Origin of the sequence: Stappia sp. BW2, from assembly GCF_008107695.1 — a bacterium.
Taxonomy (GTDB): domain Bacteria; phylum Pseudomonadota; class Alphaproteobacteria; order Rhizobiales; family Stappiaceae; genus Roseibium.
Map to the genome: position 1 here is coordinate 178,098 of NZ_VIRG01000066.1, position 14,487 is coordinate 192,584.

Sequence of the window (14,487 nt, forward strand, 5' to 3'; positions counted from 1 at the left end):
TCCAGGTGGTACCTTCGGACGTTTTTGACGTGGCCTGTTACCGGGCTTTCCTGGCGATTGCGACGAGCGTATCTGTCGCGTCGATCTTGCGAAGCGCAGCCTCGTAAGCCGACCGGAGTTCCGGCGTATCCAGAGCGGACAGGCTGGACTTTTGGCCACCGGGCTTGCCGTTGGCAAGCCAGCCGAGGTGGTTGGACAGCGGATACCGTTGCACCCCTTCAATCAAGATATCCTCAAAACCGATTGCCGCAAGCAGACGCTTCAGGCTTTCGCGCGTGTGAAGAACAAGATGCTGGCTCCAGAGGGTGAAATTCAGGAAGGCTTCGTTCTGAAGATTGGACAACAGAAAATCGGAGGCATGGGGAACCTCAACAACAAGTGTTCCAGTGTCGGTCAGAAGCGCCCGTAGGTCCCGCAAGGTGGATAGCGGATCGGGAAGATGCTCCAGAACATGGAATGCAAAGACCGCATCCTGTGTGCCCGGTGCGATCTGGTTTGCATTGTCGACACAACGATAGCCATCTGCGACCAGGGCCTCGATATAGCCCCTGTGCAGTTCGATCCCGGTAACATCAGCGCCCCGATTCGCCGCCTCCCGCAGGAAAAGCCCCTTCCAGCAGCCGAACTCGGTGATGGTCTTGCCCGTATAAAACTGTTCGTAGGCGTCCAGACGCCGGAACTGGTCCTGCCGGTATTCATAGTCCCAGTCGATGCGCTTGTAGAAATCGTCCTTGCGGTGTTCAGCGCCTTCGTAGGTCTCGTCCCCGACATAGTAGTCATTGATGTAAACGACGCCGGAAACCGTGTCGCGATAGACGGTCAGCCCTTCCTTGTCGCGGGTCCGCGGCGCGAGAACACTTTGCGTTTCCAGGGAAGCAAGGCCGAGCCGATGCAACGTGTCGAACACCGAGACGCTTGCCTGTCGGATTGCAAGATCCATCCACAACCACCAAAATAACGTTAAGTCATGATTGATCTTACTATGGTTTCGACAGCCGATACACCACACCAATAAATAGAAAACCAAATTGAAAATTGACCACTTAAAAATCTCGAAATTTTTTTCTACTTTAAATTGAACCCGAACTCATTCGGTCACCTCAATCCTTCAAAAAATACCATTTTTTCTTTTTAGTAGAGAGAATTACCTATTCCGGGGTCACCGAGAGAGAGAGAATAGCGATCGATTATAATTTTTCACGACATTATTATCGATGGTTAACCTCTCACCGGAAGTGGCTTTCAATTGTGAATAATCCGTCTTTTGCCAGGGCAACCGATAGAGAAATCACCTTTTCACCAACAGGCCGCACGCAGAGCGCGCACTCTTTCCGCCTGCGGTTCTGCAAGGACTCAAAATGCCATTGTTCGAAAGATCTGCGACCGATAACAGATGATCAAGTTTTCAGAAGGCCGAAAGATACACCGCCTGTAACCTCATCTCGTCCTGTCTCCTCCATTGCGATCAGTCAAAACGAAAAACTGATCAGATCAAGTGGCGATCATCCCACGCGCGATCAGCAGTTCGGCGACTTCGTTCAAGACACCTGCGCCGCCGGCACTTTCCAGAACGACAGTTGCCGTTGCTTTCACCTCTGCCGGTGCATTGCGCGGCGCGATGCTGAGGCCGCAGGCTTTCATGCAATCCAGATCGGCAATGTCTGCGCCGATATAAGCAATCTCGGACCAGTCCAGCCCTTTTTTGGTGCGCCAGTCCGACAGTGTTTGCATCTTGTCGAACAGGTGGTGCTTGTAATCCATGGCAAGTTTGCGCGCACGCTGGACGGCAAGGCTGTCCTCTTCCCGGTCCAGCATCAGCAGCATCATGCCCCGTCCAAGCAGACGGTCGAGACCGATCTCGTCATAGCGGTTGCAGACGATGGACTCAGTGCCGTCGCGATTGACGAAAATCGTATTGTCGGTGTGCACACCGGCAAAAGCCGTTACCAGCGCCCGCAACGGAGATGTTTCGGTGTCGGTCAGGAAACCGGTGAAGGGTTCGGAGCGGATGAAGGCTTCCGCCATGTCCCAGTCCTGCGAGGTGTCGATTTCGATCCAGGTCGAATCCAACGGCACCAGGATCGTTTTCCCGCAGTATCGGTTGCCTGCCTCAAGAAACTCCGGCACACGCATGGCATAGACAGCGCCATTTTCCCGGTATCTTGCAGAAATGTCCTGGCGGCGGACGCGCTGTTTTCTGGGGTCGTGATTCAGGCCCACGCCTTCGCCGTTGGGGCCCACTTCCCAGTAGAAGCCGTGATCGTCAACAACCGAGATGGCGCTTGTCGCTTCCTTGGCCAGCAGGGCCTCCACCACATGATCCACGTGTTGGGCCTGAGTGAAAGGCGCCGTGCACTGAAGGAAGACCAGAACGTCCGGTGGTTCGCTGATCAGGGACGGCTCGTTCTGCAGAAGATGGATCAACGCGGATTCAGAGCTCGCAGTCGGCCCGGAAAGTTCCGCCGGACGCAGAACGGATTTTGCACCATATTTCTCACCGACGGTCAAAATCTCCGCAGCGTCGCTCGAAACAAACACCTCGGACACAAAGCGCGATCCGCGCGCGGCACGCACCGTTCGCCCGACAAGCGGAATGCCGTTCAAGGGCCGGATGTTCTTTCCCGGAAGACCGACGGAACCGCCTCTTGCTGGAATGGCCGCTACAATTTTCATTTTATGTTCAACCACCTCGGGAAAGCTGTGTTCACTCGGGTTTGCGCGCGAAGACCGTTACGAAGGACCCCCAGAACGCCGGCGACACATCCGCGTCGCCCCGCACCATGCTGTCAAACGTTTCGCGGGTGGCAAAACGTGTTCCGAAATAGGGATACTCGACCATTTCGATGCGGAACCCCGTGTCACGCAGCAGCCTGACAAGAGAATCGTCCGTAAAGAGGCTCACATGAGTTGGGTCATGCAGCAACCGGAAACGGTCCCCATAGACCCGTGCGGCCGCACACGCGAAGTTCGGCGTGCCGCAAATGAAATCCCCGCCGGGCTTCAGGATCTCGAAGATGGTTTCAACAAAAGGTATGGGCTCGTCGACATGTTCGATGACATGGTTTGCGGTCACCACATCGAACATGCCTTCCGAAAAGGTGCCCTTCTCCAGAACGCCGTGTCGAAGGTCAGCGGAAAACCACTGCCGGGCGACCTCGACAGCCTTTTGAGATGGGTCCAGACCAAAACATTCGTTCTTGCCGGTCACCTGTTCCAGCAATTCGCCAAGGCCAAATCCGATGTCCAGCACCCGACCGGGAGCCCGCGCGTTGACGTAGTCGGCGATGTAGCGAACATCTTCCTTGCGCTGGTCGCGCTCGGCTTCAATATCCCTGACCTTGCCGTCCGGATCCTTCTTTGCTTCCCAATAGTCCTGTGGAAGCGGCCGGGCGGGATACGCCACGTAGTAGCTCTCCCCCCGATAGAGATCCAGGCAGCTGTCAATAATGGACATATAAATCTCTTGAACAAAAAAGGGCCGACCGGTCGCGGTCAGCCCACCAATACATCAGCTGTCTCACGCCGCCTGCAGCGTGACTTTCCGGCGCAGTTTTTCTGCAATCGGCTTCTCGTCTTCATAGAAACGCAGAACGCCGTCACCGCGCACAACCTCTACTCGCCGGATCTGTGCGACCATCTCGGCAACTTCCGGCATTTCGAGCGATGCCTTCTGGTCGGAACCCCAGTCGGAACGGTCCAGCGTAACGTGCCGCTCGATCGAACATGCTCCGAGAGCTGCCGCGCAGACGCTTGGCAAGATGCCTTCCTCATGACCGGAGAAGCCGACCTTGAGTTTGGGAAAGGCTTCTTTCAGGGTCGAGATACCGCGCAGATTGATCTCGTCATCGCGGGTCGGATAGGTGGAGGTGCAGTGGTACAGGCACGCGATCTCCCCGCCAGAGCGCTCAATCACATCGACGAAGCTCTTGACCATCGCCATGTCGCTCATGCCGGTGGAAACCAGCAGTGGCCGCCCGCTGCGTGCGCAATATTCGAGAAAGTCGCGATCCGTGACCATGGCAGACGCGACCTTGATATAGGGCGTGTCATAATCCAGAAGGAAATCCACGGACCCTTCGTCCCAGGGCGAGGCGAACCAGTCGATGCCCAGTTCCTTCGACAACTTGTCGATACGATCATAGTCGGCCTTGCCGAATTCCAGACCGCGCTTCAGATCACCGTTGGTTGTGCCAAAGACGTTTTCCCGCGGACGCGCCAGCTCTTCGGCCGAATAGACGATATCAACCGTGCGCTTCTGGAATTTGACTGCGTCGCACCCGGCCTCCTTCGATTTGCGGATCATTTCGAGGGCTTGATCGATATCGCCATTATGGTTGATACCGATTTCGGCAATCACGTAGGTTCGACTGTCGGAGATCATGGCTCAGTACCTTGATGTTTGGCCTGCAGCGTTCTAGTGGCCCTGCTGACTTGCCATTTTTAAGACAGATTCTTGCCACTGCCGGTCAGGTCTGTCCACCCGCGAGCCCCATATTAAGGGTTATCGACCCTGCTTTCTTTGGAAAACCCAAAACAGACCCTTAATAAAGCTGCGGGGGCACGTGTTAAACACGCGCCCCCAGCCAAAGATCTAAGCAAAATTAACAGACTAAGCTTTCGCCGACTCAGCCGACAAAAGCACGTTCGACAACAAACTCTGCAGGCTTGTTGTTGGCCCCTTCCGTGAGACCAGCTTCTTCCAGAAGGATCTTGGTGTCCTTCAACATGTCCATGGATCCGCAGATCATGCCACGATCGACGGCCGGGTCGAGCGGCGGCACGCCTAGGTCTTCGAACAGTTTGCCGGACTTGATCAGGTCAGTAATCCGGCCCTGACGCGGAAAGTCTTCGCGGGTCACCGAGGTGTAATGCACCAGCTTGTCCTTCGCGAATTCCCCGATCAGCGGATCGTTGATGGTTTCCTGTACAAGGTCCTCACCGTATTTCAGCTCGGACACTTCGCGGCAGGTATGCGTCAGGATCACCTGGTCAAACTTTTCATAGGTATCCGGATCGCGGATCAGGCTGGCAAACGGCGCGATTCCGGTGCCGGTAGAGAACATATAGACACGCTTGCCGGGAATGAGGGCATCGTTCACCAGCGTGCCAGTCGGCTTCTTCTTCATCAGCACCGCATCACCGGGCTGGATCTTCTGGAGATGCGACGTCAGCGGACCATCCGGGACCTTGATCGAAAAGAACTCCAGCTCTTCGTCCCATGCCGGGCTGGCGATGGAATAGGCACGGTACAGCGGCTTACCGTCGATCATCAGGCCGATCATCACGAATTCGCCGGACCGGAAACGGAAGCTCGCCGGACGGGTCATACGAAAGCGGAACAGGCGGTCCGTGTAATGCTGGACGGATTTCACTTCCTCGACGAAAGCGCCAGCCGGGGCGGCAGCTTCGAGGTCGGCGGGTTTGGCAAGTACGTTCATGTCGATCAGGGTCCGTAAGTCAGCGCTCTTGATAGATTGTGCCTCATGTAGCACTAGTCCGGCCTTGACTTGAAGCAACTCAGATCCCCTAAAGGCGCTTAGTGCAAAAAAATCATTCTAAAAAAGGTCAGGAACCCGGGGCAAGCGCTGTTCTCGTGGGCTCCCGGGCCGCTATCCTTGCATTGCCGGAAGGCAGCCCAAGAGCAAGAATGGTCAGGATCTATCTGAAATCGTCGTCACGGTTTCGCGGAAGAAATCAAGCTTTCCCTCGCTTTCGTGGCTGAGGATATAAGTGACACTTTCACATTCGCGGCCTTTGACGGGATAGAAAAACCGCTGCTCGAAGCGGGTCAAATACCACCCCTGCCCCAATGCCTGGGAAGCCAACCCGAGTACGTGCGTGCCCTTTGGGAACACGTCCCGTGCAAGGCGCTGCAACACAAGCGCCATTTCCGCCAGCCCCGAGGCGACTTGCCAGGAAACATCGGTTTCATCGCGATAGTGATCGATACGGAAATCGAACTGATCCGACAGCTCCCCGAATAATTCGGGAGCCCCCATTTCAAAGAGGTCGAGCACGCGGTGAATGGTGATCGGTTCCGTGCGAGCCAGTGGAAAGGTTTCTGACTGAGAAAGAGCGGATGCGGAATTCATACGGGGCTTCCTTCAATACCTGACGTAGTCATTGACAGTCAGAGGTGTGCGCCCGTCCCTTTCCATAATATAGTCTTATGTTTCTTATCCTTGATATAGGTAACGCCTATGCTTGAACTAACCCCGCTCCGCTACTTTGTCAGCGCCTTTGAAATGGGAACAATCAGTTCAGCGGCTGCCGGGCACGGCATTTCCCAACCCTCCTTGTCGCAAGCCTTGCAGAAACTAGAAGACACGTTGGGAACGCCCCTTTTTGTTCGTTCACGTATGGGGTTACGCCCGACACCGGCCGGCAGGGATCTTTATCACCACGCCCAGTCGATCCTTCGTACTGTCGAGGATGCGGAACGCCGGTTCCGCAAAGAACCTCCTCTCCATCTGAGCCTTTATGTGGCTCCAGATATCCTCTTGTCCGCATATCAAGGCGCGTTTCATGCGCTGCGCACGTCCTGCCCCACGCTTGAAATGCGTTTCGAGCAGGCGGCGGAGGATGCGGAACTCGCGATTGTCGACAAGATCTGCGCCCCGAAGGGGCACAGGTACACGGAACTTTATACAGAGCCCTATGTTGTCGCCGTTGCACGGTCTCATCCGCTAGCGGGACAGACCAAGGTTTCGATCGAGGATCTTCGCTCCATAACGCTGGTCTCCCGCAGGTATTGCCCCAGGCACGATGCATTTCTGGCTGAACTCGCCCTCGCAGATGCCCCTTTGAACATTTCCGCAGAAGCCGTCAACGATCAGCAGGTCCTGGAACTGACCGCACTAGGCTTTGGCGCAGCCATCCTGCCGGCCGGTCATTTGAAGATGAAAAGCGCTCTGACGGGGATTCCGCTGGAGCATGGGGGCTGGAAAAACGCAGCGTTGGCGTCGCGGTAAAAAAGACGACTTTTGCCGATGAAATGTTACGCACCTGGATGACAGGCTGGGCAACATCACCAATTCGTTTGTAACAATTATTGGAATGTCGGCTTTGTAAGAGTTTTTTATTTGACAGACAAATACAAACTGCAAAAATCGGAGAAAATCAAAGACAAGAAACAATATTACCTTCCACAGAGGCAAAGTAAATGTCTGGACGCACGCACGAAGAAACAGGCCAGAGAATAGCATTCGTGCTCATGGATCGGTTTTCCATGAACGCTTTCGCCGGCGTTATCGAACCTGTCCGAATAGCAAATCGCCTACTGGGGAGAGAATACTACCAGTGGACAACTTATTCGCTTGACGGGAATCCGGTCACGGCGAGTAATGGTTGCGAAGTCGCAGTTAAAAAATCTGTTCGCGATCTGCAAGACGCCGACATTACACTTTTGTGTACAGGCATTGATGTTGAACGCCTGCCGCTGGACGCGGATCTTGGCAACAAGCTGCGCCGGCTGAATGCCATGGGGCGCACGTTCGGCGCCATCTGCACCGGCGCCTATCTTCTTGCGCGGTATCATCTTCTGGACGGTCGCCGTTGCACCATCCATTGGGAGAACCTGAGGTCCCTGCGTGAAGAATTTCCGGATGTCGAGGTGACCTCCGACATCTTCGCGATAGACCGCAACTGCATGACCTGTGCCGGTGGCATGGCTTCGCTCGACATGATGCTCCGCCTGATCGCGATCCAGCACGGCGCCTATCTGGCTCACGAGGTCGCCGAAGGGTCGCTCTACCAGAACATGCGCTCCGGCGAATCCGCTCAGCGCCACGACATCGAAGCCCGGACCGGCATTTCGAATGCCAAGATCCTCGATGCGATCCGGATCATGGACCTGCATATCGAGGATCCGTTGAGCTGCCAGCAGCTTGCCATGACGGTTAACCTGTCACCGCGCCAACTGGAACGTCTTTTCCGCCGTCATTTCAATTGCACCCCCGGCCAGTATTACCTGAGACTGCGCCTGGAAACCGCGCGGGATCTGTTGCGCCGGACCAGTCGACCTGTTCTGGATGTCGCGCTTGCCTGCGGTTTCGCGTCAACGTCTCATTTTACCAAGTGCTATCGCGAGCGCTTCTTGTGTACGCCGACAGAAGAGCGCCAGTCCTACCAGTGGGCCAACACCAAGTCGACATCCGGTGTCGGCACAGCCACCCCCATGCGTCTGGTCGCGAAGTAAGACAAATGCGGCAACGTGCCGAAAGCGAACGCCGCGATTTCCGCGGCGTTTTTGCTGCAGCCTTCCGCTGATACTCCCGGACGTGGCCTGGCCAAGGTCCGACGAACAATCCTACGCAGATGGCAACCGCGGAACCTCCCCGGTTACAGCTTGTGCTTCGCTGGACCCACATGAGGACGGGGAGCAAATACTTCGATTTGGCTTCAGAGCACCACGATTTCGCTTCCCGTTTGAAAAGCTAGAGCAGCCGCCAGAGACCAAGGGGGATGAGATAGAGGCCGAGTGCGAGGATGGCGGCCAGCACGAGACGGCGGAAGCCTATCTCCGACACTTTGCGCCGTGTGACCTGCCCTGCCCAGACACCCGATAGGGCCGGTACGACCAGTGCCGCAGATGCCAGCGCTTCCTGACCACCCATCAGCCCGAAGCCACCAAGAGAAACCCCGAGCGCAATCGTCGATAAAAGAAACAAGAGCCCCATCGCCTGGATCAGTTCGTCCCGCTTGAGCCCAAGTGCCTGCAGATACATGACCCCCGGCACCGAATAGGACCCAGTCAGGCCCGACAGGACACCGTTGATCAGCCCGACGACCACCCCAATCGGAATGACCCGGTTTTCAGGAATGCGCAGAACAACACCCGCCAACATCGGTACGGCATAGAAAACCATGAGAAGTCCGAGCAGCAGATCGGCAGCCCCGTCCGGCACCTTGGTGAGGATGAATGTCCCGGCAGCAAGCATTGCAACAGCGGAAACCAGAAACGGCCAGAGACGAGGCACAAGAACGCGCAGGTGACCTCCGTACACGCTTTGCCAAAGGTTGGTCAGAAATGCCGGCCACAGAATGAGGACCATCGCCTTTTCGACACCGACAAATACCGTCATCAGACCAAGACCGATGGTCGGCAAACCGAACCCGACCAGCCCCTTGATGAAGCCCGCGCAGAGGAATACCACCACGGCAACGATAACCAGCCACGGGCCGGATGCACCCAGATCCGTCACGCGTATACCTGATGCTGCATGTGGGTCTCTTGTTTCTGCTACCCGTCGCCCGTTGGCAGATTGTAGCCTTCGATCAATTCTTCCAACTGGCCGGACTCCCGGCGGCGAAGCAGTTCTTCGTCAAACGCTTCCAGCATTTTTATACACGGCGTTGCCCGGGAGAACAGGAAATGAAGCGTATTGACCGAAGCATGCCATGGCAAGACCTCGACCTTTCCTTCAACCCGCGCCTCCCTGATCATCACCTCGCCTTCCTGACGAGCGATTATCAGATAATCCGCCTTTTCCTCTGCCACAAGAAGAACATTGGTTTTGAAGTCCTCGAACGGCTGTCTTTCGATTGCTAGATTGGCTGCGGCAAAGTTCTCGAATTCCTCGCCGAACGTCGCTCCAAACGGCGCAACGCCTCTCAGTCCCGCAAGGTCTTTCAATGATTGTGGACGGACAGCGAGATTGGAACGGACAATGACGCTGACTTCTTCCTCCATCACCGGCAGGCTGACACCATATTTTGCAAGCCTCTCATCGGTCAGATATGCCCCGGCGAGAACGTCGATCTGCCCATGCTCCAGCAATGTCAAAAGCCGCTTCCAGGGAAGTTCCGATCCGACCATCAACGGCACACCCAGGGCGTTAAAGACATCCAGGGCAAGGTCTGGAAAAACGCCATCGAGACTGCCGTCCGCTTGCCGGCGCATGGAGACCGGGTACCAGACACTTGATCCGTTCAGCTTGATTCTTGAGCAATCACCCGTGTCCGCATAGCTCGCAGGCGTTAGCGAAAAAAGCGCATACGCCAGAGCCGTGACGCACAATCGCCTTCTCAATCGATTGAAAAAATTCATTTTTTTGACCGCTCGAACAACGCCTCGATTAAAGCCGGGCAATCAAGTGAACCGCCTTTTGACTGATCGGTCAATCAAAAAACACGTTTTACGTGTATGTACGTTGTAATTGCTGGTTCGCCACTTCTGATTGCAATTACATCATAGTCGATATTGACGATATTCGACTGACAACCGTTTTTATGATGCGAGGAAGATGCTAGCCTCATTAGCATGAATGCAACCTCGCTGCCTCGGCTGCCGAATCGTCTCGCGCGGCGCCTCTTCCTGGACAGACACGGCCTTGCCTCCGCCCCCAGGGGAAGCGGGAAAGGGGATGATCTTGCCGCAGTCATAGACCAGCTCGGTTTCGTCCAGATCGACAGCATCAACACGGTCGCCCGTGCGCACCACATGATCCTCGCCGCCAGAAGACCTGCCTACAAGGAGAAGAACCTCAAGCTTCTTACCGAGCGGGACCGGCATCTGTTCGAACATTGGACCCATGATGCGTCCGTCATACCAACGGAATTCTTCCGACACTGGCGCCTGCGGTTCAGCCGGGACAAGGAAAATCTCATCAACAGATGGCGCAACTGGCACCAGAACGAGTTCGAGAGAAAATTCGACGAGATCCTCAAACGGATCAGCGACCATGGTCCCGTCACGTCGGCAACTGTCGGTGAAGATGAAAAACGCAGCAGCGGCGGCTGGTGGGAGTGGCACCCCTCCAAGGCCGCACTCGAGTTTCTGTGGCGCACCGGTGAGTTGTCGGTTTGCGGCCGGAACGGATTTCAAAAGGTCTACGATCTGACGGAGCGGGTCATCCCAGCGCAGCATCTTCACGCCGCACATGATTTCGATGAGACGACCGATTGGGCGGCCCGCTCAGCCCTCGACCGTCTGGGTTTCGCAACCTCCGGCGAGATCGCGGCCTTCTGGGACCTGATCACGCCTCTGGAAGCCAGGGACTGGTGTACCGCGGCATTGGCCGAGGGCACAATTATCGAGATTGAAGTTGAATGTGTCGACGGATCCTGGCGGAAGGTCTTCGTCTATCCGGAAACGCTCAACACCCTATCGGAGCTTCCAGAGCCCCCTTCGCGCGTGCGCATCCTGTCGCCGTTCGATCCGGCGCTACGTGACCGAAAACGCGCCGAACGGCTGTTCGGCTTCTGCTACCGGATCGAGATATTCGTGCCCGAGCCAAAACGCCAGTACGGTTATTACGTCTTCCCTGTTCTGGAAGGTGACCGTTTGATTGGCCGGATCGACATGAAGGCTCTCCGAAGCGAGAACAGACTCCACGTGCGGGCCTATTGGCCGGAGCAAGGCATCAGAGCCTCGAAGGGGCGTGAGGCGAAGCTTCAGGCGGAGCTCGAACGCACCGCCCGCTTTGCCGGTGTTTCCAACATCACCTACGAGCCGGACTGGCAAAGGACGCCCCTTTAGGGTCTGGTTCCCGCGCAGAAGCTTCAGGCGCAGGCGGAGTTGCCAACTCCGCCTGCGCCCTTGATCAATCAGAAGGTCACTCTGCGACCCTGTCCAGCAGATGCTGATGGGACCGCTGACGGACCTCTTCAAAGGTCCAGTCCTTCACCAGCGCGCCATTGCGATAGACCGTCTGCAACTGATCTGGTCTGCTGCCCGCCTCTTCAAAACGAACTGCGGTCAGCATTCCGTTTTCGAGGACGGTCGCCTGTCGTCCGGCCTTGGAGGCCTTGCCCGGATCGGTGACCGGGGTCTTGGACACATCACGCCAGGTGCCGTCCGCAGCCTTCATGGCATTTGCCTTCATGGCAAAGCGCATGGTGTCCCGGTTGAGCCGCTGCAACAGACCGCCGCCCATGCCGACGGCAATGTTGTCGACCGACCAGTTGCGCCGCACCAGCTCCTCCACCAGTTGCCTGATGGTGTCGAGCTTCATGCCGTCGCCCTGAATGACGCGAACCGAGGGATGCAGCACGCGCGCCCCCTTGCTGTTCTCCGAGCCGCCGTAGTGCTGCCACAAGGTTTCCATGACCTTCAGCGGCGTTTCGACGGGATCACCGGAATCCGGGCGAACGACAACCGTTGCTCCCGAGGCGAGCACCTCTTCCTTCAGGCGTCCGCACCACAGGTTCTCGACCGCGTTGCCCAGATCGTAGCTGTCGGAAACAACCGCCACCAGCGCATTGGGCCGGGCAAACTGCGCCAGCATGTTCCGGTACGCATCGATTTCCCGCTCCCGTCCCCAACTGGTCATTGTCGAGTGTTCTGCTGCGGGGATCGAAAAGCCAGCGACATCTGCGCCGTACCAGGTCATGGCCGCTTCAAGCGCTTCCATGGTGTCGGTGCCGGCGAAATTGACCAGATGGGCCACGCCACCAAGAGCGGCACTTTGGGCAGAGGAAACACCGCGCGCGCCAAAATCGTGCAGCTTGAACGGGATCTGGCTGTCCGGATCCTCAGAAGTTTCCAGAAGACCGCGATACAGGATCTCCTTGCACATGAAGGAAAGGGTCGCGACCGTCGATGGATACCAGACCGCCCGCAACATGGCGGTCTCCACCCAGGTGGTCAGCCATGGCATGCGTTCGTCGGTGTTTTCCAGCTGAACAAGCGGCACACCGCTCGGCGCAAGCGTTCCTTCCGGCAGCGCCTTGATCTCTAGCGGAAACAGACCGCCATGATCCGTCAGGATCTGTTCCCAGCCTTCCCGGTTGAAGGGGACGCCATGGGCCGCGCAGATGCGCGCAGCCGCTTCAATGTCCGATGCGGTGATCGGCTTGAGAAGCACGTCCTTCAGGTAGGCTTGCAATCCGAAGAACAGGACGCTGTCCGAAAACGGATTGGGTCTTGCTTCCAGATACGCCGAAATCCTGCGGGCTTCGGGTGGATATTGCTTGAAATGCGACTGCTTGTAGCTGTCGGTCGCCAAAAGTGGGTTTGTCATTGTGAACTCCTCACGTGACAGATGCGATTGTCTGCGGGCCTCCCCCGCAGACGCTGTTACAGGTCCGCCATAAGCTGGATGATGGACCAGTGATCTTCAAAGAACTGCTCAGGGTTCAGATCTCCCAGGCGATGCCAATTGGCTGACATGGCATCGTCCCCCCCCATGACCGAAAACAGTTCGCGCCGTTCCGGCAGGCGAAACAGAAACGCATGGGTGACGATGCGGCCGCGCAGCGACCGGTCGGGATGGTCGAAGACCCTTGTCTTGGTGCCGTCGATGAAGGATGCCAGCATCGCCGGGGGGATTTCGCCCTTGTGGTCGCTGATGGCGGTTTCTTCCTTCAATTCGCGGATCGCGGCGTCCTTGATGCTTTCGCTGGGATCAAGGAACCCGCCGGGCAGTGCAAGCAATCCCTTGCCGGGCGCCTGTCCGCGCTCGACCAGAAGAATGTTGCCGGACTGGATGACAACGGCATCCACTGTCACGAACGGGCCCCTGCCCCATTGGCCGGGATAAGCCTCCAGATACTCGGCCTCTTCCAGCAGAGCACGAAAGGTCTCCGTCAGGGCAAAAGCTTCCAGCCACTCCGCCACGCCGGCAGACAGAACCGAGCGGGAGATAACCGGGATGCGCTGGAACAACTGCCTGCGCACATCAGTCGACGAGAAGGTACCGTGCTGGCTGGCCAACTGGACATTGCCCCACTCGGGAAACAACTTCAGATAATAGCTCGTGCGGTCCTTGCCGTAGCCGGACAATGCAATCCTGACGTCCTGCAAACCGTGCAGAACGACACCGCCCCTGTTGTAATGGGCCAGCACTGTTTCGTTGACGGCCCGCTGAACCTCTGCGCACCAGGCAGCGTCCGAATAGGGATGATCCAAAACAGGTTTCAGGATCAAACGACCGGTCGTCAGCTCGTGCTTGAACACCTTGGCGAACATCTCTTCGCGCTCGGTGTAGGTGAATGGGTTTCGCGGGGTCCGTGCCTGACAGGAAGATCCGATCAGCACGATCAGCGTATCGACTTCATTCAGCGCCGATCTGATGACGGCCTCATGGCCCGTATGAAGCGGCTGAAAACGGCCGACAAAAACACCGTAATGATATTTAGACATTCGAGACTCCCTCGAACTGTTGAGATGCAGCCGAACTCCTCGGCTGCCCAATACCTAATACTCATTTAGAGCATTATCAAGCGAATAATACTCTAAATGAGTATTATTCGCTTCTCGACGTGGAAGGAGTGGCAAGCCCGCCGACGAATTGCCCACTCGATTGGCCGTCAGGCCGGAAACAAACACCGGTTCAAATAGCTGCGGCCCAGAAGATTTCTTGCCTCCATTTCGCAAAGGCCTATCGCAAGCGACTGGCTGACGGTCGTGATCCTGGAAAGCAAAATTCTCTTTGAAAACCTTGGCTTTTGTAAAGAAGTGCGACGCCGCAAGAAAATCGTCGCGCACAAAAATATCGCCCTCGATATTATCGAGGGCGTTCTTGCGACTCCTGTTTACAGATGCGC

The 14,487-nt window shown here is 56.5% G+C and carries 14 protein-coding genes; 3 read left to right on the top strand and 11 right to left on the bottom strand.

What is annotated here, in order from left to right:
* Positions 1–37: 37 nt before the first annotated feature.
* The 6 genes from FMN63_RS12310 to FMN63_RS12335 form a co-directional block, all read right to left on the bottom strand.
* Complete coding sequence (locus FMN63_RS12310; RefSeq protein WP_148584264.1) at positions 38–940, bottom strand: class I SAM-dependent methyltransferase; 903 nt, start codon at positions 938–940, stop codon at positions 38–40.
* A gap of 551 nt (positions 941–1,491) precedes the next feature.
* On the bottom strand, positions 1,492–2,673 hold the full coding sequence (locus tag FMN63_RS12315) for an acylneuraminate cytidylyltransferase (protein WP_148584265.1): 1,182 nt from the start codon (positions 2,671–2,673) through the stop codon (positions 1,492–1,494).
* 31 nt (positions 2,674–2,704) lie between these two features.
* Entirely contained in the window at positions 2,705–3,454 is a 750-nt protein-coding gene (locus tag FMN63_RS12320; RefSeq protein ID WP_148584266.1) for a class I SAM-dependent methyltransferase, read from the bottom strand.
* A gap of 63 nt (positions 3,455–3,517) precedes the next feature.
* On the bottom strand, positions 3,518–4,381 hold the full coding sequence (locus tag FMN63_RS12325) for an N-acetylneuraminate synthase family protein (protein WP_148584267.1): 864 nt from the start codon (positions 4,379–4,381) through the stop codon (positions 3,518–3,520).
* Positions 4,382–4,625: 244 nt separating this feature from the next.
* Positions 4,626–5,438: a ferredoxin--NADP reductase gene (locus FMN63_RS12330; protein ID WP_148584268.1), complete on the bottom strand. Its 813-nt coding sequence runs from the start codon at positions 5,436–5,438 to the stop codon at positions 4,626–4,628.
* Between the two features lie 213 nt (positions 5,439–5,651).
* Positions 5,652–6,092, bottom strand: a complete 441-nt coding sequence (locus tag FMN63_RS12335) for a hypothetical protein (RefSeq protein WP_205513996.1) — start codon at positions 6,090–6,092, stop codon at positions 5,652–5,654.
* A gap of 108 nt (positions 6,093–6,200) precedes the next feature.
* Between FMN63_RS12335 and FMN63_RS12340 the strand changes: the two genes are divergently transcribed.
* Positions 6,201–6,971: a LysR family transcriptional regulator gene (locus FMN63_RS12340; protein WP_148584269.1), complete on the top strand. Its 771-nt coding sequence runs from the start codon at positions 6,201–6,203 to the stop codon at positions 6,969–6,971.
* A 191-nt stretch (positions 6,972–7,162) separates the two neighbouring features.
* Positions 7,163–8,197 (top strand): GlxA family transcriptional regulator, encoded by a 1,035-nt coding sequence (locus FMN63_RS12345; protein WP_148584270.1) that lies wholly within the window; start codon positions 7,163–7,165, stop codon positions 8,195–8,197.
* A 238-nt stretch (positions 8,198–8,435) separates the two neighbouring features.
* On the opposite strand, the gene FMN63_RS12350 is transcribed toward FMN63_RS12345, so the two are convergent.
* Positions 8,436–9,203 carry a sulfite exporter TauE/SafE family protein gene (locus FMN63_RS12350; RefSeq protein WP_148584271.1) on the bottom strand — a complete coding sequence of 256 codons (768 nt, stop codon included), beginning with the start codon at positions 9,201–9,203 and terminating at the stop codon, positions 8,436–8,438.
* Between the two features lie 38 nt (positions 9,204–9,241).
* Entirely contained in the window at positions 9,242–10,048 is an 807-nt protein-coding gene (locus tag FMN63_RS12355) for a substrate-binding periplasmic protein (RefSeq protein ID WP_148584272.1), read from the bottom strand.
* 213 nt (positions 10,049–10,261) lie between these two features.
* Here FMN63_RS12355 and FMN63_RS12360 point away from each other — a divergent pair, with 213 nt between their 5' ends.
* Positions 10,262–11,479 carry a winged helix-turn-helix domain-containing protein gene (locus tag FMN63_RS12360; RefSeq protein WP_148584273.1) on the top strand — a complete coding sequence of 406 codons (1,218 nt, stop codon included), beginning with the start codon at positions 10,262–10,264 and terminating at the stop codon, positions 11,477–11,479.
* 76 nt (positions 11,480–11,555) lie between these two features.
* Here FMN63_RS12360 and FMN63_RS12365 read toward each other — a convergent pair whose 3' ends face one another.
* From FMN63_RS12365 to FMN63_RS12375, 3 genes are read right to left on the bottom strand one after another with little or no spacing between them, the layout of a single operon-like run.
* On the bottom strand, positions 11,556–12,962 hold the full coding sequence (locus tag FMN63_RS12365) for a nicotinate phosphoribosyltransferase (protein ID WP_148584274.1): 1,407 nt from the start codon (positions 12,960–12,962) through the stop codon (positions 11,556–11,558).
* 56 nt (positions 12,963–13,018) lie between these two features.
* Entirely contained in the window at positions 13,019–14,083 is a 1,065-nt protein-coding gene (locus FMN63_RS12370; RefSeq protein WP_148584275.1) for an NUDIX domain-containing protein, read from the bottom strand.
* Between the two features lie 54 nt (positions 14,084–14,137).
* Positions 14,138–14,428: a hypothetical protein gene (locus FMN63_RS12375; protein WP_148584276.1), complete on the bottom strand. Its 291-nt coding sequence runs from the start codon at positions 14,426–14,428 to the stop codon at positions 14,138–14,140.
* Positions 14,429–14,487: the final 59 nt, after the last annotated feature.

Coding starts and splice junctions, on each gene's coding strand:
- FMN63_RS12310 (WP_148584264.1), bottom strand. CDS start 940: ATGGATCTTGCAATCCGACAGGCAAGCGTCTCGGTGTTCGACACGTTG.
- FMN63_RS12315 (WP_148584265.1), bottom strand. CDS start 2,673: ATGAAAATTGTAGCGGCCATTCCAGCAAGAGGCGGTTCCGTCGGTCTT.
- FMN63_RS12320 (WP_148584266.1), bottom strand. CDS start 3,454: ATGTCCATTATTGACAGCTGCCTGGATCTCTATCGGGGGGAGAGCTAC.
- FMN63_RS12325 (WP_148584267.1), bottom strand. CDS start 4,381: ATGATCTCCGACAGTCGAACCTACGTGATTGCCGAAATCGGTATCAAC.
- FMN63_RS12330 (WP_148584268.1), bottom strand. CDS start 5,438: ATGAACGTACTTGCCAAACCCGCCGACCTCGAAGCTGCCGCCCCGGCT.
- FMN63_RS12335 (WP_205513996.1), bottom strand. CDS start 6,092: ATGAATTCCGCATCCGCTCTTTCTCAGTCAGAAACCTTTCCACTGGCT.
- FMN63_RS12340 (WP_148584269.1), top strand. CDS start 6,201: ATGCTTGAACTAACCCCGCTCCGCTACTTTGTCAGCGCCTTTGAAATG.
- FMN63_RS12345 (WP_148584270.1), top strand. CDS start 7,163: ATGTCTGGACGCACGCACGAAGAAACAGGCCAGAGAATAGCATTCGTG.
- FMN63_RS12355 (WP_148584272.1), bottom strand. CDS start 10,048: ATGAATTTTTTCAATCGATTGAGAAGGCGATTGTGCGTCACGGCTCTG.
- FMN63_RS12360 (WP_148584273.1), top strand. CDS start 10,262: ATGAATGCAACCTCGCTGCCTCGGCTGCCGAATCGTCTCGCGCGGCGC.
- FMN63_RS12365 (WP_148584274.1), bottom strand. CDS start 12,962: ATGACAAACCCACTTTTGGCGACCGACAGCTACAAGCAGTCGCATTTC.
- FMN63_RS12370 (WP_148584275.1), bottom strand. CDS start 14,083: ATGTCTAAATATCATTACGGTGTTTTTGTCGGCCGTTTTCAGCCGCTT.